At 43.6% G+C, this 22,486-nt stretch carries 25 protein-coding genes, 1 tRNA gene and 1 riboswitch; of the genes, 11 read left to right on the top strand and 15 right to left on the bottom strand.

The genetic code is table 11. The features are described 5' to 3' along the window. Positions 1-16: 16 nt before the first annotated feature. Genes T355_RS0103410 through T355_RS0103400 form a run of 3 tightly spaced genes read right to left on the bottom strand, consistent with a single transcriptional unit; the run spans position 17 to position 4,454 of the window. On the bottom strand, positions 17-1,762 hold the full coding sequence (locus T355_RS0103410; protein ID WP_027396526.1) for a methyl-accepting chemotaxis protein: 1,746 nt from the start codon (positions 1,760-1,762) through the stop codon (positions 17-19). 1 nt (position 1,763) lies between these two features. Beyond that, on the bottom strand, positions 1,764-2,276 hold the full coding sequence (locus tag T355_RS13405) for a chemotaxis protein CheW (RefSeq protein WP_051555352.1): 513 nt from the start codon (positions 2,274-2,276) through the stop codon (positions 1,764-1,766). A gap of 15 nt (positions 2,277-2,291) precedes the next feature. Further along, positions 2,292-4,454: a chemotaxis protein CheA gene (locus T355_RS0103400; protein ID WP_027396525.1), complete on the bottom strand. Its 2,163-nt coding sequence runs from the start codon at positions 4,452-4,454 to the stop codon at positions 2,292-2,294. A gap of 206 nt (positions 4,455-4,660) precedes the next feature. Here T355_RS0103400 and T355_RS0103395 point away from each other — a divergent pair, with 206 nt between their 5' ends. Further along, the gene (locus T355_RS0103395; RefSeq protein ID WP_027396524.1) at positions 4,661-5,623 is read left to right on the top strand and encodes an asparaginase; all 963 of its coding nucleotides are present in this window, start codon (positions 4,661-4,663) and stop codon (positions 5,621-5,623) included. 74 nt (positions 5,624-5,697) lie between these two features. On the opposite strand, the gene T355_RS0103390 is transcribed toward T355_RS0103395, so the two are convergent. Continuing rightward, positions 5,698-5,773: transfer RNA gene (locus tag T355_RS0103390), tRNA-Ala, on the bottom strand. Positions 5,774-6,020: 247 nt separating this feature from the next. Between T355_RS0103390 and T355_RS14630 the strand changes: the two genes are divergently transcribed. Next, entirely contained in the window at positions 6,021-6,419 is a 399-nt protein-coding gene (locus T355_RS14630; protein ID WP_071997157.1) for a Panacea domain-containing protein, read from the top strand. A 140-nt stretch (positions 6,420-6,559) separates the two neighbouring features. Here T355_RS14630 and T355_RS13395 read toward each other — a convergent pair whose 3' ends face one another. The 3 genes from T355_RS13395 to T355_RS13390 form a co-directional block, all read right to left on the bottom strand. Then, complete coding sequence (locus T355_RS13395; RefSeq protein ID WP_155851659.1) at positions 6,560-6,970, bottom strand: VWA-like domain-containing protein; 411 nt, start codon at positions 6,968-6,970, stop codon at positions 6,560-6,562. Positions 6,971-7,144: 174 nt separating this feature from the next. After that, positions 7,145-7,468, bottom strand: coding sequence for a type II toxin-antitoxin system PemK/MazF family toxin (locus T355_RS0103375; RefSeq protein ID WP_027396523.1), 324 nt, complete (start codon positions 7,466-7,468; stop codon positions 7,145-7,147). Further along, positions 7,465-7,728, bottom strand: coding sequence for an AbrB/MazE/SpoVT family DNA-binding domain-containing protein (locus T355_RS13390; RefSeq protein WP_037329764.1), 264 nt, complete (start codon positions 7,726-7,728; stop codon positions 7,465-7,467). Before T355_RS13390 ends, T355_RS0103375 begins: the two co-directional genes overlap by 4 nt. A 188-nt stretch (positions 7,729-7,916) precedes the next feature. Here T355_RS13390 and T355_RS0103365 point away from each other — a divergent pair, with 188 nt between their 5' ends. Together T355_RS0103365 and T355_RS0103360 are read left to right on the top strand one after the other, a co-directional pair. Then, positions 7,917-8,138, top strand: coding sequence for a hypothetical protein (locus T355_RS0103365; protein WP_027396522.1), 222 nt, complete (start codon positions 7,917-7,919; stop codon positions 8,136-8,138). Further along, complete coding sequence (locus tag T355_RS0103360; RefSeq protein ID WP_027396521.1) at positions 8,135-8,524, top strand: type II toxin-antitoxin system death-on-curing family toxin; 390 nt, start codon at positions 8,135-8,137, stop codon at positions 8,522-8,524. Before T355_RS0103365 ends, T355_RS0103360 begins: the two co-directional genes overlap by 4 nt. A 72-nt stretch (positions 8,525-8,596) precedes the next feature. On the opposite strand, the gene T355_RS13385 is transcribed toward T355_RS0103360, so the two are convergent. Next, entirely contained in the window at positions 8,597-10,090 is a 1,494-nt protein-coding gene (locus T355_RS13385) for an FAD-dependent oxidoreductase (RefSeq protein WP_051555349.1), read from the bottom strand. A 191-nt stretch (positions 10,091-10,281) separates the two neighbouring features. Here T355_RS13385 and T355_RS0103350 point away from each other — a divergent pair, with 191 nt between their 5' ends. Continuing rightward, complete coding sequence (locus T355_RS0103350; protein WP_027396520.1) at positions 10,282-11,430, top strand: MFS transporter; 1,149 nt, start codon at positions 10,282-10,284, stop codon at positions 11,428-11,430. Positions 11,431-11,533: 103 nt separating this feature from the next. After that, entirely contained in the window at positions 11,534-11,923 is a 390-nt protein-coding gene (locus tag T355_RS13380; protein WP_051555348.1) for a CGGC domain-containing protein, read from the top strand. 63 nt (positions 11,924-11,986) lie between these two features. Here the strand turns inward: T355_RS13380 and T355_RS0103340 are convergent, their stop codons facing one another. Beyond that, positions 11,987-12,823, bottom strand: coding sequence for an Mrp/NBP35 family ATP-binding protein (locus T355_RS0103340; RefSeq protein ID WP_027396519.1), 837 nt, complete (start codon positions 12,821-12,823; stop codon positions 11,987-11,989). Between the two features lie 319 nt (positions 12,824-13,142). On the opposite strand from T355_RS0103340, the gene T355_RS0103330 reads away from it, so the two are divergent. The 3 genes from T355_RS0103330 to T355_RS0103320 all read left to right on the top strand — a co-directional run bounded on the left by T355_RS0103330 (position 13,143) and on the right by T355_RS0103320 (position 15,597). After that, on the top strand, positions 13,143-14,024 hold the full coding sequence (locus tag T355_RS0103330; protein WP_027396518.1) for a DMT family transporter: 882 nt from the start codon (positions 13,143-13,145) through the stop codon (positions 14,022-14,024). Between the two features lie 94 nt (positions 14,025-14,118). Further along, on the top strand, positions 14,119-14,556 hold the full coding sequence (locus T355_RS0103325) for a Fur family transcriptional regulator (RefSeq protein ID WP_027396517.1): 438 nt from the start codon (positions 14,119-14,121) through the stop codon (positions 14,554-14,556). A 123-nt stretch (positions 14,557-14,679) separates the two neighbouring features. Next, complete coding sequence (locus T355_RS0103320; protein ID WP_419670093.1) at positions 14,680-15,597, top strand: metal ABC transporter substrate-binding protein; 918 nt, start codon at positions 14,680-14,682, stop codon at positions 15,595-15,597. Positions 15,598-15,698: 101 nt separating this feature from the next. Here the strand turns inward: T355_RS0103320 and T355_RS0103315 are convergent, their stop codons facing one another. From T355_RS0103315 to T355_RS0103305, 4 genes are all read right to left on the bottom strand, one after another. Further along, positions 15,699-16,682: a YeiH family protein gene (locus tag T355_RS0103315; protein ID WP_027396515.1), complete on the bottom strand. Its 984-nt coding sequence runs from the start codon at positions 16,680-16,682 to the stop codon at positions 15,699-15,701. An 85-nt stretch (positions 16,683-16,767) separates the two neighbouring features. Beyond that, entirely contained in the window at positions 16,768-17,349 is a 582-nt protein-coding gene (locus T355_RS13375; protein ID WP_155851658.1) for a hypothetical protein, read from the bottom strand. Positions 17,350-17,456: 107 nt separating this feature from the next. Further along, a complete protein-coding gene (locus tag T355_RS13370) occupies positions 17,457-18,263 on the bottom strand; it encodes a FecCD family ABC transporter permease (RefSeq protein WP_051555347.1) in 807 nt (268 codons plus the stop codon). Next, positions 18,263-19,384, bottom strand: coding sequence for an ABC transporter substrate-binding protein (locus tag T355_RS0103305; RefSeq protein WP_027396514.1), 1,122 nt, complete (start codon positions 19,382-19,384; stop codon positions 18,263-18,265). The genes T355_RS13370 and T355_RS0103305 overlap by 1 nt, the downstream gene beginning before the upstream one ends. Positions 19,385-19,557: 173 nt before the next feature. Then, positions 19,558-19,737: riboswitch (cobalamin riboswitch) on the bottom strand. Positions 19,738-19,841: 104 nt separating this feature from the next. On the opposite strand from T355_RS0103305, the gene T355_RS0103295 reads away from it, so the two are divergent. After that, complete coding sequence (locus T355_RS0103295; RefSeq protein WP_027396512.1) at positions 19,842-20,708, top strand: LysR family transcriptional regulator; 867 nt, start codon at positions 19,842-19,844, stop codon at positions 20,706-20,708. On the opposite strand, the gene T355_RS0103290 is transcribed toward T355_RS0103295, so the two are convergent. Both T355_RS0103290 and trxA read right to left on the bottom strand, forming a co-directional pair. Continuing rightward, positions 20,680-21,555, bottom strand: coding sequence for an NAD(P)/FAD-dependent oxidoreductase (locus T355_RS0103290; protein WP_037329761.1), 876 nt, complete (start codon positions 21,553-21,555; stop codon positions 20,680-20,682). The two genes, T355_RS0103295 and T355_RS0103290, sit on opposite strands and share 29 nt — an antisense overlap. 71 nt (positions 21,556-21,626) lie before the next feature. Further along, positions 21,627-21,944 (bottom strand): thioredoxin, encoded by a 318-nt coding sequence (trxA, locus tag T355_RS0103285; protein ID WP_027396510.1) that lies wholly within the window; start codon positions 21,942-21,944, stop codon positions 21,627-21,629. Between the two features lie 164 nt (positions 21,945-22,108). Between trxA and T355_RS0103280 the strand changes: the two genes are divergently transcribed. After that, on the top strand, positions 22,109-22,453 hold the full coding sequence (locus T355_RS0103280) for a winged helix-turn-helix transcriptional regulator (protein ID WP_037329760.1): 345 nt from the start codon (positions 22,109-22,111) through the stop codon (positions 22,451-22,453). Positions 22,454-22,486: the final 33 nt, after the last annotated feature.

Raw genomic sequence — 22,486 nt, 5'->3', positions numbered from 1 at the left:
CAAATTATCCTATGAGTTAGTATTTTCCGAAGCCTTCATCATCTGTAAGAGCAATAGTCTTTGGCTTTACGCCAGGAGCCGCCGGCTTAACCATTGGCCTTACTTCAGCCTTCTGGGCACTGCTCTGTACCTCCGTCTCAGCCGGTTTATCAGGGTATACAGGAACAGCCTTTGGCATATCTGTAGTCCTGAAATTTACCACAGATGAGCTGAGCTTGAAGTGTCTTACCCTCTCTCTCATACGGTCAGCCTGGGCACTGAGCTGCTGACTGGCAGATGCAGCTTCCTCAGAAGTGGCAGAATTGGACTGAACCACCTGGGAAACCTGATTAACACCTTGATTTATCTGGTCTATTGCCAGTTTTTGCTCGTTGGAGGCTTTGGCAATGCCTTCAACAATATCAGCCACATCAGCCACATTGCCTACAATGGCACCAAGAACCTCAGCTGTCTTGTTGGCAATGGAGCGGCCCACATTAACCTTTTCAATAGAGCCCTCAATCATATCAGTGGTTTCCTTGGCAGCCTTGGCACTGCGAGCAGCCAAATTGCGAACCTCCTCAGCCACCACTGCAAATCCCTTGCCGTGCTGACCTGCCCGGGCAGCTTCAACGGCAGCGTTAAGGGCCAAAATATTAGTCTGGAAGGCTATTTCATCAATAACCTTAATAATCTTGGAAATGTTGTTGGAAGAATTATTGATTTCCTCCATGGCATCCAGCATGGCCTTCATGTCCTCATTACCCTGCTCAGCATGACTGCGGCAATTGTGGGTAAGAGAATTGGCCCGCTCAGCATTCTCAGCATTGCTGGCTGTCTGGGAAGCAATCTCACTGATGGAGGCAGACAATTCCTCCACAGAAGCCGCCTGTTCAGTAGCCCCCTGGGAAAGTCCCATGCTGGCATCAGATACATTTTTGGCCCCTGCAGCCACCTGATCTGCCACATTATGGATATCCGAAACGGATTCATGAACCCGCTGACGCATAATCTCGAAGCTGGCCGCTGCATCCCCCAGCTCATCACCGGTACTTGTCTTCACCTCAGTAACGAGGTCACCATCGGCAATACGTGCTGCGGCAGCCCCCAGCTCCTTCAGGCGAGCTGACAAATCCCTGGAAAAATAAACACCTGCTGCCAGAGAAATAATTATCAAAATAGCAGCCACCACAATATTGGCAACAATACCACTTCTGTTCTCATCGGCAATTCGCGCCACTTCCCGATCTGCAGTTCCTTCACCCATATCAGCAATAGCCTTTATATCAGCATACAGCTTCTCCGCAAGCTTTGACTGCTTGATCATGTCGCTGTTCATGGCTTCTTCGTCAATGGTTGCTGAATTATCCAGCTTTTTCTTTATAATGGCAGCCGTTACATTCTTATAGTCATCATAATCCTTCTGAACGGCAGCCATTTTCTGTTTTCCCTCAGGACTTTCGGCCATGGCACTCAACTCAACCATGTCCTTGTCACAGTCAGCAAGGGCCTGTTTCATTGTAGCATAGGAAGCCTCTATTGCGCTATTGTCCGTTTTACCCAATGTAATAAGATAATTAATACGGGCAGCATTCAGATGCATTCCCAAAGAATTTGCACATACTGCCGCCTTGGAATCCATCTTAATCACGTTGTTATACTGTTCAGCTGTACTCACAGTATTGGAAATACCATGCCAGGATACAGCAACGATCATCAGTTCAAGGACAACCACCAACGTTATTAGTTTAGCACCTATTGTGAGATTTTTGAAAAACATCATATCAAGTTGCCTCCTCGCTTGCTTCCTCTGCACTCATATCATCGAACAGACTCTGATCATCCTCACTAAAGAGCTTCATCCAGTCAAGGAGCAGCACAACGCCCTCACCGATTTTGCCAATGCTGCGGATATACTTGTTCTGGGATGCCTTCAGCTCAGGAGGCGGTACCACATTCTTTTCAGGAATTGTGAGCACCTCGGAAACTCCATCCACAATAAGGCCAATCAACACATCATTAACGTCAATGACAATAACACAGGTTCTGTCGCTATATTCCTTCCCCGGCCGTTTAAATCTAAGATGCATATCCACCACCGGGATAATCTTTCCTCTGAGATTTATGATGCCCTTAACGTATTCCGGCACTTCTGGCACCACGGTAATCTTCTGAATACCAATAATCTCAATAACTACCTTTATATCGATGCCATAAACTTCATTTCCCAGAGTAAAAGTGAGGTATTTATCCTTTTGGGTATCCTCGTCTTCCATTAACAGCTTATCATCTTCCACGATTATCCCTCCCGGTTAGTCAAAAATAATATTATGCACCTGCTGCGGATCAATAATCAGGCTGATACTGCCATCACCCAGCAAGGTACATCCACTGATGCCGGTAGTTTTCATCATGCGACTGATGTACTTTGGAACAGGCTTAACCACGATCTCCTGCACCCCAAGCAGCTCATCTGCCAGCACCCCGAACCGGGCATCACCAGCCTCCAGAAGCAGTAATATACCCTCTGTTGGCTCGTGAATTGCATCAGGGATATCATACATATCATACAGTCTTATCACAGGGCAGCATGTGCCCTGCACCATTATCATTTCGGAACCATCCGGATCCCTGAAAATGGCCCCCTCATCCGGACGGAAGGATCGACTGATATAATTTATTGGAATCGTAAAACGGGAACCGCCAACAGAAACCGACATACCCTCAATAATAGCAAGTGTTAACGGAATTTTAATTGTGGTGGTGCTGCCAAGTCCCGGCTCACTGTCCACTATAACCTTGCCACCCAATGATTTTATGTTGGAAACCACTACGTCCATACCTACACCACGGCCAGAAAACTCTGTAACCGCTTCCTTGGTGGAAAATCCCGGCGCGAATATAAAGGAATAAATTTCTCTATCTGTAAGCTCTGACTCCGGCTTTGTAAGAATGCCGTTTTTGCGGGCTCTCTCAAGAATTTTCTCCTTGTTAAGGCCGCCACCGTCGTCCTTGATCTTAATAACTACCTCACCACCGGCATTTTCTGCGGAAAGGATAACTGTCCCCGTTTCTTCCTTCCCCGCCTCCACTCTCACCTCTGGCATCTCAATACCGTGGTCGACAGAGTTTCTGACTATATGCATAAGGGGATCGGAAATATGCTCGTTGATGTTCTTGTCCACCTCGGTGGACTCTCCCACCAGCACCAGACGGGCCTTCTTCCCCAGCTTCTTGGTCATATCACGGACAATACGGTTCATCTTCTTGAAGGTACCCTCCAAAGGAACCATCCGCAGGGCCATTACACTGTCCTGAAGCTCTCCGTTAATCTTATGAAGCTGACGGGCAGCCTTGGCGAAATTGTCCAGCTCCATGCCCTTTAAATCCGGATTCTGGGTAACCATGGCTTCGGCTATGACCATTTCCCCCACCAGATCCATCAGCTTATCCAGCTTATCAACACGAACTGTAATCATCTGAGCCCCATCACCGCCCTTAGCAGGAGCCGGCTTTCTGGCAGCAGGTGTCAGATCCCGCTGTACTGGTGGCATAGCAGGCTTTATAGGCTCGGAATTTTCCAGTGCTGTGATAGCAATAGTTTCCTGGGAAGGCCAATACTCCAATTCAGCTACATTGGCCACTTCCTTTATCTCCAAACGATCAAGGAATATGGTCTGGTCCAGCTCTGCCTTGGCCTCATCAAAATTCATATCCGTTGTAAAGAAAAGGCGAAAGCCCATATTACGAATGGTATCCGTTGCGGATTCATCCTCCAAAATCTTTTCTGGCAGATAGTGAAGCTCCTTAACCTTTTCCTTCAAGCTGTTTACAACGCCAAAGGCACGAACCTCTTCCATTTCACATCCCTGCTGAAAGAAAACTGTTGCCTCAAATATATGCTGTCCGCCGCTGGTGGCTCCCGTAGCCGCTGGCGCAGGTGTCGCAGGCTTTGCTGCACCGATGTAGTATTGCTTTTTTTCCGGCTCGGTCGCAGGTGCTGCAGCATCTCCCCCTGCTTCACTGGCTTTCTTGGCATTCTTCGCCTTACGCAAATCAATATCAGGATCATGACCGTTATCCAGCTTCATATTCCTGAGAAAATCCTTGGTATAATTACGCAGCTCCTCAGAGCTCATGTCAGGGGTGCCGCCAGCATCCAGCTTTTCCATTTCAATGCGCATAAAATCAACGGCATTGAGCACAATGTCGGTAATGGCAGTTGCATCCACTTTCGCCGGCTTAAGCTCTCTTATGTAAAAGAAAATATCCTCTACGGAATGGGCCAGTGTCGATACCTGATCGAACATCATCATGGCCGCTGAGCCTTTAATAGTATGCATGGCACGGAAGATTTCGTTGACGTCTTCCTCGCTGAAACCGCCCTGCTCTTCACTGCCAAGAGCAATTTGTTCCAGCTGTTCCAGGAACTGCCTGGTCTCAAATATGAAGACCTCAACCATAGGTTCTGCCATACACATCACTCCTATCTATAGATTATTGCAGTTAATATATTACGTAGATAAACTCAAACGGGACACACTCTCAGCATGTTTCTATTATTCACTACGAACACCTATAATTCCTGCCTATAGATATATTTTTTGGAAAATTTGGACAATAGCTGTATAATTTTCATTGGAATGAATACCCCAGATGGAGAAGGAGGATATTTTGCCCTATGAAGAAGATTTTACTTATTGCAACCGGTGGTACCATTGCTTCCGTACAAACTGCAGATGGCATGATGCCAGGACTTGATGGAAAAGGTCTTATTGAGCGGGTACCAGCCCTTAAAGAAATCTGTGAAATTGATACCATGGAGCTGATGCAGCTGGACAGCACCAACATCCAGCCAGAGCATTGGAAAAGCATGGCCCGCACAGTGGAATCCCAATACGATAAATACGATGGCTTTGTTATCAGTCACGGAACTGACACCATGGCCTTTACATCTTCAGCCCTCTACTATATGCTGGAGAATTTAAAAAAGCCGGTCATAATAACCGGCTCACAGTTGTCACTGACTGAGGAAGGCTCCGATGCCCCCGATAATCTCATTACTGCTTTTACTGCTGCCGCCCAGGGACGTCCTGGTGTATATTTGGCATTTTACGGCAGACTTATACAGGGAAACACTGCAAAAAAACTTCATACAGAGGAGTTCTACGCCTTTAAGAGCATAAATGCCCCTGAAGTTGCAGTTCTAAAAAATGGAAAATTGGAATTTAATCCTGAGTATGACAAATATTTGACAGATAATCCACACCCGGCTACGGGGGAAGCATTAAAGGTCCGGGATAAAATGGATACCAGAGTTGTCATTGTAGACCTGGTTCCCGGCTACAAGCAGGAGTATCTCAAGGCCCTTGTGGACGCGGGCTGTCGTGGTATAGTGTTAAATCTCTTTGGTTCTGGTGGAATCCCAGGAGAAAAATCCCCTGGCAATCTTCTGCCAGCCATTGATTATGCCATCTCCAAGGGAGTAAAAATCATCGGTGCCACCCAATGTATAAACGATGGCGTTCACATGGACCGCTATGAGGTAGGCATCACTGCCCTAAAACACGGCGTAGTTTCCGGTGGTATGCTCACCAGCGAGGCTATGGTTACCAGAATGATGCTTGAGCTGGGAGAAGAATAAGGATATCAAGCCCGTCAGTAAAACAAAAAACCTCGAAGCCCTTATCACTAAAGGTTTCGAGGTTATTTTTCTTATGGTGGAGACGAGGGGGCTTGAACCCCTGACCCCATGCCTGCCAGGCATGTGCTCTCCCAGCTGAGCTACGCCCCCATAGGAAATCAAACAAGATGTATTATACAATATTAAATTGAATAATTCAACACATTTTTTGAAAAATCATTTATTAAGTATTGTTGCATTCTATAGGGCCAATCCCCTTGACAGCAGACAAATATTTTTATAATATATTTTCTGCAAATTATCAAAAACTTGTAAATGAAGCATTTTTTGATATAATTAACATCAATTATAGAAATTAAATAATGACAGTGATTAATGAAAGGATTGGTTTTCTCCAATGGACGCAAGGAAAGTCGCGGACTACATTGTAAATAAATACTATATTAATAACAATAAACTGCAAAATGTTTTGTATTTCATACAAGCGAAATACTTATTGGAGCTCAACAAGCCGTGCTTTGAACAGACCATGGAGATTGCAAGCTCCGGCGTAATAGTTACAGATGTCTACAATGAATATAAAGAATATGAAGGCGGACTTATCCCACATGATGGAGAGGAGATTCCTGACATTGGTGATAGTTCCCTGATCGATGAAGTTGTAAAGCAGTGCAACAGGAAGTCCTTGGCTCAGTTACGAGATATTATTACCAGACAGGATCCTTGGAAGCAGGCTAATGAAAAATACCAATCCGAAATCACATTGGAATCCATGAAGGAATACTTTGTAAATTAATCAACTTGAAGGAAACAGCACCTTGCAAACGCAAGGCTACCCGTAAAGAGGACAGTAAAAAAATATAAAATTTCTTTGGTCGACAGCGATTGTTCTGTCGACCTTTTTTATACCTATTACATTCAAACTCCAAATCATTTCTAAACCGAAAAATAAAACATTTTGCCTTTCGCCCTGAAAGGAAGTCTATGCCCCTTTGGTATTAAAAATGCGTGTTCCCGCGGAATCCTCATCTGACTTTCAATATAACCATCTGTAATGAGCAAAATCGGGGCATCCTTTGGAAAATCCTTGGCAGCAAGCAGGAGATCTACACCAGGCTGAAGGATTGTTCCGCCTCTCCCCTTAACAGCAACTCGTCCTGCAATATCCTCAGGTGCCATATATCCTGCGTCATAGGCATTAGCATCGCAAAAAACAACTCTGGCATAAGGAACTTCACGGGCTGCAGAATAACTGGCAATGGCCCCTAAGGCATACCCAAGCATTTTTGTGTCCATTGAACCTGAGGTATCGACCACTACGCCGAAAGTCCGGTCGTGTTCCAACATTTCTACAATGACATAGCGTGGTCTTGGAATATCTGGTGTACTTCCCTGCCTACGACTTGGCCTAGCGTAGTTTCTTTTGACGGCTTGGCGCAAGATTTAGGAGCAATTCAAACAGCTCCGATTGAGTTACACTAAAGGGAAGATTCATTCCTATTCCTCCATTATGTGTGAATATTATGCTTTAATAAGCTGAACAGCGATATCACAACATTGATCGACAAACTCTTGTGGTGCATGCTCTACCAGCTTTGCATTTCGATAGTTTACATCCAAAACCCTAAGCTGAAACGGCAAAGCATAACCAATAGTTTTCAGCCCAGAAGGCAACGGAAGCTCCAGTGGATAGCCTTTATTTTTAGAAGTTATAGGAACCACAATATGCAGATTGCTTGGTAAAGGGACATCATCGCGATCGATAATCATAGCTGGACGATAATTTCCCTGTTCATGCCCTTTAGTCGGATTTAAATTAACTAAAATAATATCTCCTTGCCTCATTCTATTATTTCTCCTCCAATATCAGAGCCCCAAGCTTCTTCATTATAGGTGCCAACCTCTTCACGGCATATAGAAGTCATTGGTTTTCCATAATGTGATTCGAAAAGAGTTTCTATACTTTTAGCCGGTTTTATAACGATTTTTGACTCGTCGGAAGTAATAGTAACACGTGACCCTGGCTGAAATTTAAAGTTTTCCACCAACTCACGGGGAATCCTAAGGCCTAAACTATTGCCCCATTTGTTAAGTACAACCTCCATAACATCGCCTCCTTTTTGATATTCATTGTATATTGTCAGGAAATTGATGTCAATCAGGACAATTCCCCACAACCAGCAATCATGTAATAATCCAATTTTTTCTGCACCTTCTGTAGGTAAGATGTTGACATACGGAACAAACTGTTATAACTTTAGTTATAACAGGAAAAATGAAGGGAGATGTGGACATGAAATTAAAGGTAAGACAGGTTGGTAATTCAACTGGTGTTATTTTTTCCAAAGAAATTTTACAACGACTAAAGGTAAAGGCCGGAGATGAAGTATTTGTAACAGAAACCCCAACTGGCATTATGATTTCTGCATATTCACCTGATTTTGAAGAACAGTTGGCAGTTGCTGCTGAGGGCATGTCAAAATACAAAAATACCTTGCGGGAGCTGGCAAAATGATAAAATGGATTATTCCTCGTCTTGTATATGTTGTTCACGAAGAACAGCTTGCTGAACATGGTGGTACCAGTGGGGTGCGGGATCAGGGACTCCTTGAATCAGCCCTGGCGCGGCCACAGAATATAGAGGCTTATGGTAATCCAAAACCTAATATATTTGATTTGGCGGCAGCATACGCTTACGGGATTATAAAAAATCATCCCTTTATCGATGGCAACAAACGCACTGGCTTTTTGTTGGCCTACATTTTTTTACGGTTAAATGGCTATGAGCTCAATGCCCCAGAAGCGGAAGCTGTATTGGCTGTATATTCACTGGCTAGTGGAGAATGGATAGAAAAAGATTTTTCAAGATGGCTTGAACACTGGTCATTAAAAGACATTTAGTTTGTCCGTTCTGCTATTATATGCATACGAAAAGGCGTGCCGCGGCACGCCGTTAGACCGTAAACATACGATTTATTTACTTACATAGCTGCGGAGGCTGGCTGGTATTTCATCCCATTTTATGTCATTGGCAGCTATATTGTTCTGTATACCCCAAGCAGCTGCAATACCGGCAGCTTCGCCAATGCTCATGCAGGTAAGCTGTATCCTCATTGAGGCCTGTAATATAAAGCTGGCACTTATACAACGACCGGCCACGATAAGGTTGGAAATTTCATCAGCTACAAGGGACCGATAAGGGATTTCATAATAAGCCCCCTTTGGCAGCTTCTCACTTACCTTCTCCCCATGGGCATCAATAAACCACGCCGTTCTAGCCACCGCATCCTTAAATCGGCTCTGATTGTGGTAATCATCCTCTACCAGATAATATTTCCCCTTAATTCTCCAGGATTCCCTTGCTCCCAGCATGGATGCCTCCTTGGCCAGATAAGCCTTTTCAAATCCTGGCATGTGTTTAATGAAATACTGGCTAATACGATGTATCATCTGCCGTCCTGCAATTACGCCGCGACTGTAGGATAAGGGATCTGATGCACTGTACTGCAAAGGCAGCTCAGGACAGTTCATGGATATAGTACCAGGCTTTCCCACAATAGCAAAGGCCTGCATATACTCTGCATCCTCCTCGGTAAGTTCCCCAGAGGCTATGCCGTCCACCATGAATTTTTCCAGCACAAATTGTCTGGTACGATGACGGGCTTCTGCAAATTCATAATGAGGTGGCTTGGTAGGACAGAAATCATCCCCCAGCTCCACCGTTACATGCTGATAAACTTTTTCCAAATCTATGCCGCCCATTTCAAAGCGAAAACTCATAGGCTGATTTTTCCCGGTTTTTTCAAAGCCATGCTCACTTGGGACACCGGCAGTACGAGCCAAAATGGCATCCCCGGAGCAATCAATAAAGGTTTTGGCTTTTATGGCCTTCAAGCCGTCTATGGTCTGAACAACTAAATGGGTTATACTAGAGCCTTTCTTTAAAACATCAACAAAAGTGGTGTTATACAGCACCTCCACATTAGCTTCCAGACACATTTCATCGTAAATGTAGCTAAGGGCCTCAGGATTGGTCCATATTCCTACTTCACTTTTTTCGTTATGGTCATCATAATCTATGCCATACTTTTCCAAATGCTTTTTCAAATCTGTCACAAAAGAGGTATCACTGTTCGGGGCCCAGGTGGTCATACAAGGTATAACATTGCCCATGGTCTGAAGTCCCCCCAAGGTTATTCCCTTTTCCACCAGCAAAACCTCTGCGCCTTTTTTCCCGGCACTTACAGCAGCTGCCATACCGGATGACCCGCCTCCCAGTACACAGACATCAGCTTCATAAAGCAATGGAATATCCCGCCCACCATAGGAACAGGAGCCCTTTGCAACTGCCTTGGCATGGGCAATACTTTTATTAGGTATATTAGAAAGCATAATGCCAGTGGTAGCAACACCAGCCATTTTTAAAAAATTTCGCCTTGATATTTTAAACTTCATAGACTTATCCATCAAAAACACCCCTTAATTGTTTTAATTTCATTTTTAAATATTTGTTGTTGGATAATTCATATTATTCAACAGCAAATATTCTTATTCCTGCTTTTTATCTTTCAAGCACTTATTTTGACATCTGATATAAATAACATTATTATTGACGTATGCTTTAAAGTATACTGTTACATGAAAGGAAAGACTCGTTCATGAATAAAAAATATCTTTATGTTTTATCAGCTGGTCACTTCAGCTGTGACATAAATACAGGTGCCCTGCCGGGGCTATTGCCATTTTTCGTTACATTATATGGCATGGACTACAAGCTGGCCGCTGGCCTTATGTTCGCCTCCAGCTTCCTGTCTTCCATAATTCAACCGCTTATAGGCTACATTTCTGACAAAAAATCCTATGCCTATCTTATGCCCCTGGGAATTCTCCTCAGTGGTCTGTCCCTGGGTTCCGTGGCTTTTATCCATGACTATACCCTTATTTTTGTGGCCGTAACCCTTATGGGAATAGGCAATGCCATATTCCACCCTGAAGCGGCCAGAATGGTAAACGGCCTATCAGAGGGAAATAAAGCCCTCAGTATGAGTATTTTCTCCACTGGAGGCAGTGCGGGCTTTTGTATCGGACCTATATTGGGTGCCTCTTTGGCAACCATTTGGGGAATGGATGCCCTTATTTTCTTCGGTGGCTTCTGTATCATTATGAGCTCATTAATAGCTTTTCTGATGCCAAAAATGAGACGCATGGTAAAGCATATTGCCAAAAAACAAGCCAATGATGACGCTGAAAATAAAGAAAATGACTGGAACGCCTTTAGCCGCCTTACAGTTTTTGTTATTGTAAGAGCTGCCCTTTACACCTCCCTTACCACTTTTTTGCCGCTGTATTGTGTTAACATTCTTAACCAAAGTGAAGCGGTGGGCAGTGTTACCATTACTGTTCTGGCCATGGTTGGAATCTTTACAAACTGGATGGGAGGCTATGCCGCAGACAAATGGGGCAATAGCTTTGTGCTGAGAATCGGCATGCTCGTTATGGGGCTGGCACTGTTGGCCTTCAATTTCAACCAAAATCTGGCCCTGCTCTATATTATTGTTGGCTGCGCCGGCTTTGCCCTTTACGCCTGTGTGGGGCCAATGGTGGTATTGGGTCAGACCTACCTAAAGAAAAATATTGGTATGGCCTCAGGAGTAACACTGGGCATAGGCTTCAGTGCCGGCGGTGTCATTGCCCCAATGCTTGGCTGGGTAGCAGATACTCATGGATTAGAATATGTCTTCTATATCCTGCCTCTATTTGCCCTTACAGGACTGCTTACCACCTTCTTCCTTAAGGAGGCAAAATAAATTATTGCGTGTCTTTGTTGTAAATACAACATACAAATTTGATTTATTATTTTATAAAATTAACTAAGATTAATATATTTAAAATTTAGGAGAAGCTAATATTATGAAGAAAATTGCTATTTTGCGCTGTCTTAAAACCTCTGCCGCCTGTGCAGGTACAGGATGTCTTCGGGCCTTCAATGAAAAAAGTGAAGGCTTCAGAAAATATGAGGGTGAGGATATTCAGCTAATCGGTATGTGGACCTGCAACGGCTGCGGAAAAAGTATGCTGGAAAATCAGGAAGGCATTGAAAAGAAGATTGCCCGTATGGCAGACAAGGGAGTTGATGCAGTACACATTTCCCATTGCACTGCCAAGAAAAATGATGATGGCATTCCGGTGCGCTGCCCTACCATTATTAATATCTGTAAAAAGCTCAATGCTCAAGGGGTAAAGGTGGCAGACGGCACCCATGGCTCCAATGCCACCGGTGAAATTATTACCTTTGACTAAATTTATGCAACCAAAAACACCTATTAAGGATTTCTTGTCCCTAATAGGTGTTTTTTTAATGATTTATTTTTCCAAAGCCAGCAGTTTTTCTGCAGCATCATGTAAATATATATCTTCTACTGTTTCAATCTGTCCAGCATCGCATTTTGCGGCCAGCTCAGGCTTCATTGGAATACGGCCTAAAATATCAAGGTTGTACTCCTTGGCAATGTTATCCAGATGACTTTCGCCAAAAATATGGTGATGCTTACCACAATCAGGACATTCAAAATAGCTCATATTCTCCACCAGACCCAAAATAGGCACTTTCATGGTGGAGGCCATCTTTACAGCCTTGGCAACGATCATGGAAACCAGCTCCTGAGGACTGGTGACAATAATAATACCATCCAGCTTTATAGACTGCATTACTGTCAATGGCACATCACCGGTTCCCGGTGGCATGTCAATAAAGAGAAAATCCACGTCATTCCAGATAATATCAGACCAGAACTGCTTTACAACGCCGCTGATAACCGGGCCACGCCATACTACAGGATCTGTAGTGCTTTCGAGAAAAAGGTTCATGCTGACCACATCAATTCCCCCGGCAGAAGCCACTGGAAATGCTCCGGCCTGACTGCCACGAACCTCACCTGTAACCCCAAACATTTTAGGAATGGACGGGCCGGTAATATCTGCATCCATGATACCAACATGACGGCCTTTTCTGGCCATTGCTACTGAAAGCAGACCAGTTACCATGGATTTGCCAACGCCCCCCTTGCCGCTGACTACAGCGATGGTATGACGGATATTGCTCAGGTCATTTGGCTTTTCAAACATATCCCCGGATTTACGGGTATCCTCCCCACAGGTTGTACCACAGGAGCTGCAGTCGTGATTACATGATTCTGACATATAGATAATCCCCCTAAATATTTATAATACACTATTAATATGTTAAATATTATTGCTTTGGCAACATGTTTAATTATACGCCCCATTATCCGTATAAGTAAAGGAATAAACAAAGCAAATAGAACAAAACAGGAGCCATGACAAAGCAAAAATTGTTTTGAATACAGTACTATTCTTTTTGTTAGCTGCGTGTTATATTAATTTTTATGAAATAACCTTAGAGCAAGTATAAGGAGTTTTTTATGTATGTAAAAAAGATTGAAGAAGAAATTCGCTGTCCCCTTGAATTTGGTCTTAAAGTGTTTGGCGGGTGGTGGATATGACAAACAGAAACAAAGGGCTGCTCATGGTGAGCTTTGGTGCCTCCATGTGGGGTGGTAGCGGTGTAGCCGGACAGTATCTGCTGCAGGACTGCGGATTTTCCACGGAATGGTTGGTGGTATCCCGCATGATTTTAGCAGGATTAATACTCCTTTTGGCAGATAGAATTATGTATAAAGAAAGCATCCTTTCCATCTGGCATGACAAAAAAGACGCTTTGGAGGTACTGTTATTTGCTGCATTTGGTATGCTGGCGGTGCAATATACTTATTTCGCCTGTATAAAATATGGTAACGCGGCAGCGGCCACTGTGCTGCAATACTTAATGCCTGTATTTATCATTGTGTATATAACCTTGAGCACCCGAAAGCTCCCCAGATTAATAGAAATCATCTGTGTAATCATGGCTGTGGCAGGAACCTTTCTGCTGGTGACTCACGGCAGACTGGACTACTTGTCAATTTCCCCTACCGCTCTGGTTTGGGGTCTGCTATCGGCAGTTGCTGCCGCTTTTTATACAGTACAGCCCAAAAGGCTTATCCGAAAATGGCGGGCTACCCTTATAATTGGCTGGGGCATGCTTATTGGTGGTATTGTACTAATGCCAATTAATCCCCCATGGCAGTTTGTGGGGACATGGAACATTATTGCCGGGCTCATCTACGCTTATATTATTATTTTTGGCACAGTGCTGGCCTTTGGCTGCTACCTGGGCAGCATAAAGCACATCCAGCCATCAGAGGCCAGTATATTAGGCTCCATCGAGCCACTATCCGCTATAATTCTGTCCATATTGTTCCTAAATACCAGTTTTGGTCTGATTGATATGATTGGCACCGCACTTATTATCGGGACTGTATTTTTGCTTGCAAGAAAATAAACGAAATCATATCATCATTGACATTGAAAATTTATTGTAATAGTATAACTTACGATGATTTAAAAGTTTTCGGTTTCTACGAGGTGATTTATCTATGACACCAAAGCAACTGCCGCTGGACCGGCTCAAGGCCAAGGGCTACAAAATAACACCACAACGGCGCGCTGTTCTACAGGCATTAGCAGTCTGCCCCCCCTTCACCACGGCACAGCAAATTCGTGATGAAGTGCAAAAGCAGCAGCCTGATGTATCTCTGGACACCGTATACAGAAACCTTGCCCTGCTGACAGAATTGGATATAGTACACGAAATATTCCGCAGCTCAGGCAATGTCTATGAGCTGGTGGACGCCGATCACCATCACCATCATCTAGTATGTACGGAATGCGGTCACACAGAATGTATCGACATATGTCCCATGATCAATTCATATCAACAGGAAGCAGATAAAAAGGGCTTTAAAATTACTGGCCATGTTTTCGAGCTGTATGGACTGTGCAGCGAATGCCAAAAGAAAAAATCCAAAAAATAATACCCATAAGAGACAAATGTGATAATAATTATTGTATTACTCACTCTTGTCTTTTTTCTTTATCGTGGTATAATCGTAAATAGTAATATTACTATTTACACATTTTCTTTATAGGAGGTAATCATATTGAACATCAAATCGCTCTTATTATGTCTGATCGCAGTCTTGTGCCTCATTGCTACAGGCTGTGGTTCCAACTCTGCCAACACCTCATCAGATAAATCCGATAACAAGGATGGCTCTGTACGCATTGTAACCACCTTTTATCCTATGTACATAGATGCTATCAACATTGCCAAGGGAATAGATGGCGTCACTGTAACTAACATGACCAAGCCTCAAACCGGTTGTCTTCACGACTATCAGCTGACTACTGAAGACATGAAGACTCTGGAAAAGGCTGATATTCTAATCGCCAACGGTGCCGGTATGGAGAGCTTTTTGGACAAGGTTATCAAAGAGCAGAAAAAGCTCACCGTAATTGATGCGTCCAAGGACATGGAGCTGTTGGAAACTGACGGTGAAAAGAATCCACATCTTTGGCTTAGTGTCACTGCCGACATTCAGCAGGTGAAAAACATCACTGATCAGCTGAAAAAAGCTGATCCTAAGCATGCCGATGCTTATCAGGCCAATGCAGATGCTTATATTCAGAAGCTAGAGGCCCTGAAAAAGGAAATGCACGATACCCTTGATAAGGTTCCACACAAGGATATTGTCACCTTCCATGAGGCATTCCCTTACTTTGCCAAGGAATTTGGTCTGAATATTATTGCCGTTGTGGAGCGTGAACCAGGCAGCGAACCAACACCAAGCGAGCTGCAGGAGGTAATCAAACAGATAAAGCCTCTTTCCACAAAGGTTTTATTCACAGAGCCACAGTATTCTCCTAATGCAGCCCAGACCATTGCCCGTGAAACCGGAGCCAAAATTTACGCCCTTGACCCAGTGGTAACTGGCGAGGCCAATGCAGATGCCATGGACGCTTATCTGGTAACCATGCGCAAAAACATGAACACCTTGAAGGAAGCCCTTCAGTAATATTTAGTATTATTAAAACATTAAAATAACACCTATCATCAAACTTATATGATGGTAGGTGTTATTTTTATTTGTCTAACTTTTTAAAATCAACAAACGGATTACAAGATCCCCACCACATATTGGACGGCAAGAGACATACAGGCCACAGCCACCCAGCAGCAAAATCCTAGGAAAATTGGACGCACGCCGTTACGCAAAAGTTCCATTATTTTTGTATTGAGGCCTATGGCACACATAGCCAGCACAATACAGAATTTTCCCACAGTCCCCAAGGCGTGGGAGAGAACTTCGGGCAATATGCCGGTGGTATTCACTATGGAAGCAACCACAAACCACATAATGAAAAAAGGAAAAATTTTAGCCAATTTAAATCCTTGTCCCTGACTGTTTCTTTCACGGGCAGTGAGCCACGCAAAAATGAGGCACACCGGTACTATCATTAATGCTCTTGTGAGTTTAACGATAGTGGCAAATGCCCCCGCCTCTTCACTATAGGAATACCCAGCCGCCACCACAGAAGAAGTATCATTAACTGCCGTTCCGGCCCACATTCCAAAACCAAAATCCGACATATTCATAACATGACCCAAAAATGGAAAAATGAATACTGCCAAAACATTGAAAAGAAAAATTGTAGAAATAGAAAAAGCAATATCCTTATCCTTGGCACCAATGACCGGGGCCACCGCTGCAATAGCTGATCCCCCGCAAATAGCTGTACCGGCACCAATAAGGGTAGTGGTATTTTTCTCCAGCTTCAGCATTTTTCCTGCCCCCCAAGCCACAACAAAGGCGGTAAGCAGTGTAAAAATCATAACAGATAAAGACCTGGAGCCCACATTAAGTACATGAAAAAGATTCATTTCAAAGCCAAGAAGTATTATGGAATATTGAAGGATTTTCTTCCCGGTAAAGGCTATGCCCACTTCCATCGATTTAGGCCGCCTTAATGATGCAAACATCATTCCCAATAGTATTCCAAACACCGGTCCCCCCACTATGGGAAACACCTGCCCCAAAAACCAAGCTGGTATAGCGAAAATCAACGCAAATAAAATACCCTTAATGTGTTCTTGTTTCATGCAACTATCCTCCACAGAATAAATTCTTAATTGACAAGAAATATATTATCATTAAGGGCATTATATGGAAAATACTATTGTCTTATTATTTATATAGGTTTTTGCCTATGTATTTTGTTTCCAGCCAGGCAGCACCCTTCTTGCCGAAAAACAAATATTTGTCATTCATTTCCTTTTCACCGGCATACAGCGAAGGATCAGTAATATTTATCCAAATTTTATCTGACAGTGCTCCGGAAATATTAAATGTGCTGTCACCGATAATGATGTCACACCCCGATGCTAATTCCAGCCACTGTTCACGGTCAGAAAATAAATGTATCTCCGGCCTCTGACAATCTCCAAGTCCATTGGCCATAATCAACGGCACAGCCTGGTTGTACCATTCCCGTAATGAGTGGAAAGGCGCATATAAAGCAAGTTCAATCTGGTGAAAACCCAGCATTTCCCGTAGGAAACGATATATTCCAAGAGTGAGCACCGGATCTCCTAAAAGCAGCACCTTCTCTTCACGGCGAAGAGAAGTCTTTTCCGGCACTTCCGCCAATGCTTTATTGCTGTTCATATATCCATTGATCTTATTCAGCCACAATTTCATGGAACGGGCGCCTACAGGAATAGCGGCAATATAAGGAATTCCTTGCGTTTCCTGAATTTTTTGTGCCAAAAAGACTCCCTGGGCAGAAACCACCCAATTCATTTTTACACTGTTTAAATTGCCCCAACTGTTTAAGAGGTTGTCTTTCGGGAACATGGCTCCGTATCCATCCCATTCTATATGCTCGATTCCATACATACCGAACTGACCGTAAGTACAGTTGCACAGAATATAACTGCGTAACGAATTCGGACAGCATTATGTCCCAGCATATGAGCCTCTTCGTCACTCAACATCAAGATATTCATGCGCCAGCGCAAAAAAAGCATTATCATTGCACAGGCAATTATCGGCAGACCATTATACAATAGATTTCCCCACATAACGCTTGTCAGGGAACCAAGCTGCCAATATGTAATAAGTGGTAATTCCGTCTCTGTATCAGCAACATACTTTATGATGCCCAGTAATGAGCTCATAAAGCCCCCTACTATAATGCCGGCTAGAACCAGCATGACTACTGTATTTCTACCAACTATACGGGGAATCATTACCGCCACAGATACAGCCAGTAAACCACCACAAAAAGCCCCAACCTGAATTCCAAGTTGGGACAAACCAAGCAATATGCATACAGATGCACCCACACAGGCTCCTGATGACACCCCAAGCATATCCGGGGCCACCAAAGGATTTTTGAACACACTCTGATAGGCTGCGCCGGAAAGAGACAGCGCAGCACCAATCATAACAGCAGCCAAAACCCGGGGCAGGCGAAGAGAAAAAATTACATTCTCTGCCTGCTCGCTCCAAGTTCTCTCAATCCCCAAAAGTGAGTGACACAATATCTTTACTACATCGCCCGGACCAATATCAAACCGCCCCGAACCTATGCTAAAAACCGTCATGGCAGCCAGCAGAAAAAGGAATAGCAGCATTATAGCTGCATATCCCCCTGCTGTAAATTGCTTCAGCACCTTCATTACTGCACCTTTACGCTGTTTTTATTTGCCTCATCCGCAAATATAACCGCCAAATCCTCATCACTTAAATCATAATTCATAAAATCTTTCATGAAATCTCTTGTATCCTGACGAATATTGATATCCTTGAAAATCCCCGGCTGTAAAAGATGGGCCAGCCAACGCATCATCAAAGGAGTTTCTACGCCTGGGGCATCCCAACGATAAATACCGAGAGGTACCTTATAAACCCTATGTTCCCTAACAGCCTTAACAGTACTCCAGTCCTGTCCAGGTATACGGTTCTCATACAGATCATCCGGAACAAATTTGTCAAAGTTGCTGAGCAAAATAATATCCGGATCAATCTTCAATACCTCTTCCATAGTAATGGTCTGATTCTGGTTCTGATTGCTCTTCAAATCAGTTTTTTCCGTAGGGTTATCTCCGCCGGCAATCTCAATAGCTTCACGCATGAAATTATCATTGCCCTGAAGACGCAGCTTCTGGGTACGCAGGAAGAGAATCTTTGGCTTGTCTGCCTTAGCCACATCATTGGACTTACTCTTTATCTGGTCATAAGTCTTCTGATAGTAGTCATTTATCTTTTTAGCACGATCCTCCTTGCCCAGCAGCTTGCCCACAATAAGGAAGCTTTTCTGCAACTCCTCAACAGTAGTATTGTTAATCATAATAGGAACAATGCCAACCTGCTTCAACTTGGCGGCATCGTCCTCCTGATGCTGCCAAATAATTGCAGCTTCACCCCCCTGTTGCAGCATTCCTTCAACATTTACGGAAAAATCCTGACCGATAAGCTCAGTATTCAGGGTTCCAAAATGGCTATCCTTGGTTGCCAAAAAATGGCCTTTATACGCAGACATAGCACCCGGATGAATTGCAACAATACGCTCAGAATTGCCATCCAGTGCGGTAACCACTGAAGCCCAAGGCAATGGTACCACGGCAATTTTCTTAATATCCTTTGGGACCTCGACAACATTGCCCTTTACATCTTCTATAGTTATCTTTCCATTATCATCTTTGGCTGCATTATTTTTCTCACTTCCACAACCCGTTAACAATGTAAAGCAAGCCATACATAGCACCAATAATACCACAAACAAACTTCGTTGCTTCATAATCGTTCCATCCTTTCAACAATCATACATCTAAAATTCTTTACTTTAGGCTGCTATCCATCATCTCCCCACAAACCGAAAACCTTGGCAATAAAAAAACCGCTTCGCAATATACGAAACGGCACAAAAACAACGCATTGTAGTCGCCTGCTCTCCTGTCGCTCGCAAGATGCAAGTAAAATCCATTTTTGGGCAGTTCTCCTGGCTCTGTTTCATCGTTCGATTCGCCTTCCCAGCTACCAATAGCCAGTGACATCATGAAAGGAACTCCACATTACAGTGACGGGATCGCAACGGCTTTTCACCGTTTTCTCTGTTAGGCTCTCGCGAGCACCCAAAAACATATGTAATTGTATTTTTGATTGACAACCAAAATTCTAATCACTAAATTAAAAAATGTAAAATACTATTATTTAATGATTTCATAGGCATATACCTATAGATGGAGGATTTTTCCATGACGCTTAGACATTTTCTTATATTTCTAAATGTTTGTGATGAGGAAGGAATGACCAAAGCTGCTGAAAAGCTACATATTTCACAACCTTCTGTGAGCCAGGCCATCAAAGAACTTGAGGAACATTACCAAGTTAAATTGTTTGAAAGACTGGGAAAAAGATTGTTTATTACTCCAGCCGGACAGGAGCTTATGCACTATGCCCGCCATGTACTTAGTCTGACTAATAAGGCAGAATCAACACTACGCGGTTTTTCCAGTCACTCCCCGCTCCGCATTGGTGCCACCTTGTCAGTTGGCGAAAGTGTTTTCGTTCCCCTGCTGTGCCATTTTAAAGCAAAACTGCCGGAGCAGGTGATTTTTTCCCGTATTCACAATACCACCACTTTGGAGCAATACCTACTTCAAGATGAACTGGATATTGCGCTGGTTGAGGGAACCCTTGAATCAGAATACCTGCGTGAAATCCCCTTCATGGAAGATGAGCTGGTATTCGTAGCTTCACCTGACAGCAAGCAAACTATGTCCAAGAAAGAAATAGCGAAATGCTCCTTTATTGTACGGGAGGAGGGCAGCGGTACCCGCAATCTTTTTGAACAGATTATGAGAGAACATAATATAACCCCGCGTATCTCCGGTGTTTATAACAATTCTTCCACCATCAAGCAAGCAGTTATGGCTGGTCTTGGTATAACCGTTCTTTCCAAAAAAATTGTGGAAAAGGAAATAATTGACGGATCTCTTATTGAAATATCCGTCCCCCATATTAATTTTCGCCGAAATTTCCGTATTGTCCATCATGTAAATAAATATATTACATCTACTTTGGAGCTTTTTATTAACACCTGTCACGAGATGTACAGCTAATTGCCAGATACTCCAATATTTCATGGGCAGCCACATTGCCCTCACCTATGGCCTTGGCTATCTGGTACGGTCTTCCTGTGTTGTCCCCAGCAGCAAAGCAGCCTTCTATATTGGTGTGAAGCTGGCGGTCAACAGTCACATGGGGACCATTAAGCTCCAGCCCTGGCAGAAGCTCCTCTGGTGGAATGGCGTTACGCAAAATAAATACACCATCAACGGCAATTTTGTCCCCATTACTTAGCTCTATGGCCTCCACTCTTTGCTCACCCAGTATTTTCACCAGTCTGCCGTCGACCAGCTCCACATTATTCTCCAGCACTGTCAATTTGCCATCAGTGGAAAACAGATACACCTTTTCAGCTATATTAGCAAGGTAAGAAACCTCGGGAATAAAGCTTTTGTCACCACAATACACTGCCAAAGTCTTTCCCTTGTAAAACATACCGTCACAGGTGGCGCAGTAACTTACACCTCTCCCCAGATGCTCCTTTTCCCCATCATAGCCCTTGGCAACGGCTATTCCGGTGGTCAGCAGAACAGTCTTTGCCTCGAACATCTCATTGTCTGCCAACAAGGTAAACTTACCGCCAAAATCTGAAATCTTGGAAACGAATTTATTGGTAATCTCAAGATCCAGCTCCTTGATATGCTTACGAAAATGCTCATTTAGCTCATGCCCGGTGATAATACCCAGTCCGGGATAATTGGAGATTTTCTCAGCCTTTTCAATTTTGGAGCTCATTTCTTCAGGGCCAAACCATATTATATTCTTTCCTCTTGCCTTTAGCACAGTAGCCGCCGACAACCCCGCCGGCCCGCTTCCAACGATTGCTGCATCATATATCATATCTCCCGGACCTCCTTTAAAGCGCAAATTCCTCAATTTCTTCTATTGCTTTTTACATTCTTTACTTTCAGTTATACCATTGCCTCTAACTTGCTGACAAGTCTGGATTTTGGAACTGAACCCGTTATATCATCACAGAGATTGCCTTCTTTAATAAATGCAAAATAAGGAATACTCCTTACGCCGTACTTGCTGGCAAGCTCCGGCTGCTGATCCACATTGACCTTGCCAATCTTTACCTTGCCGTCATACTCTGAGGCCAGCTCCTTCACCACCGGTCCCATCATCTGACAAGGGCCGCACCAATCTGCATAAAAATCAATAAGCACTGGTACATCGCTGTTCAATACCTCTGCGTCAAAGTTATCCTTAGTAAACTTGTATTCCATAATATTCACCACTTCATCCTGCTGGATGCCTTTCATCATAATAAATTATTAGTTATCTTTAACTCTGATTATGTTGCATTTATCAGCTGATAGTTATATTATATGTGGTATAAAAAATATATCAAGTACGCAGTTTTTATTTATCTAGTAAGGAAAATGATACCATGAAGAAAAACGAAAACAGAGAACCATTATGTGACGATATTGCAGGAAAGGATTGCGGTCTGAAGCGGGTTATTGACACCGTGGGGGGCAAATGGAAAATAATGATACTTTGCGTTATTGACCGAAATGAAATCGTGCGCTATGGGGAGCTCAGACGCTCCATTCACGGCATTACCAACACCATGCTTGCCAATTCCCTGAAAGAGCTGGAAGCAGACGGCTTAGTGGAAAGAAAGCAGTACGATGAAATGCCTGTAAGGGTTGAATATAACCTTACAGAAAAAACAAAAACCCTCATCCCCATTCTTCTGGAATTGAAAAAATGGGGCGAGGGTAATTTGTAAATACACTTGAAAGAAGTCTTTAAATTCCTCGAT

The sequence above is a fragment of the Anaerovibrio lipolyticus LB2005 genome (assembly GCF_000621545.1).
Taxonomy (GTDB): domain Bacteria; phylum Bacillota; class Negativicutes; order Selenomonadales; family Selenomonadaceae; genus Anaerovibrio; species Anaerovibrio lipolyticus_A.
Note: the sequence above shows the minus strand (reverse complement) of the source record. Positions and strands in the feature narration are given on the sequence as shown.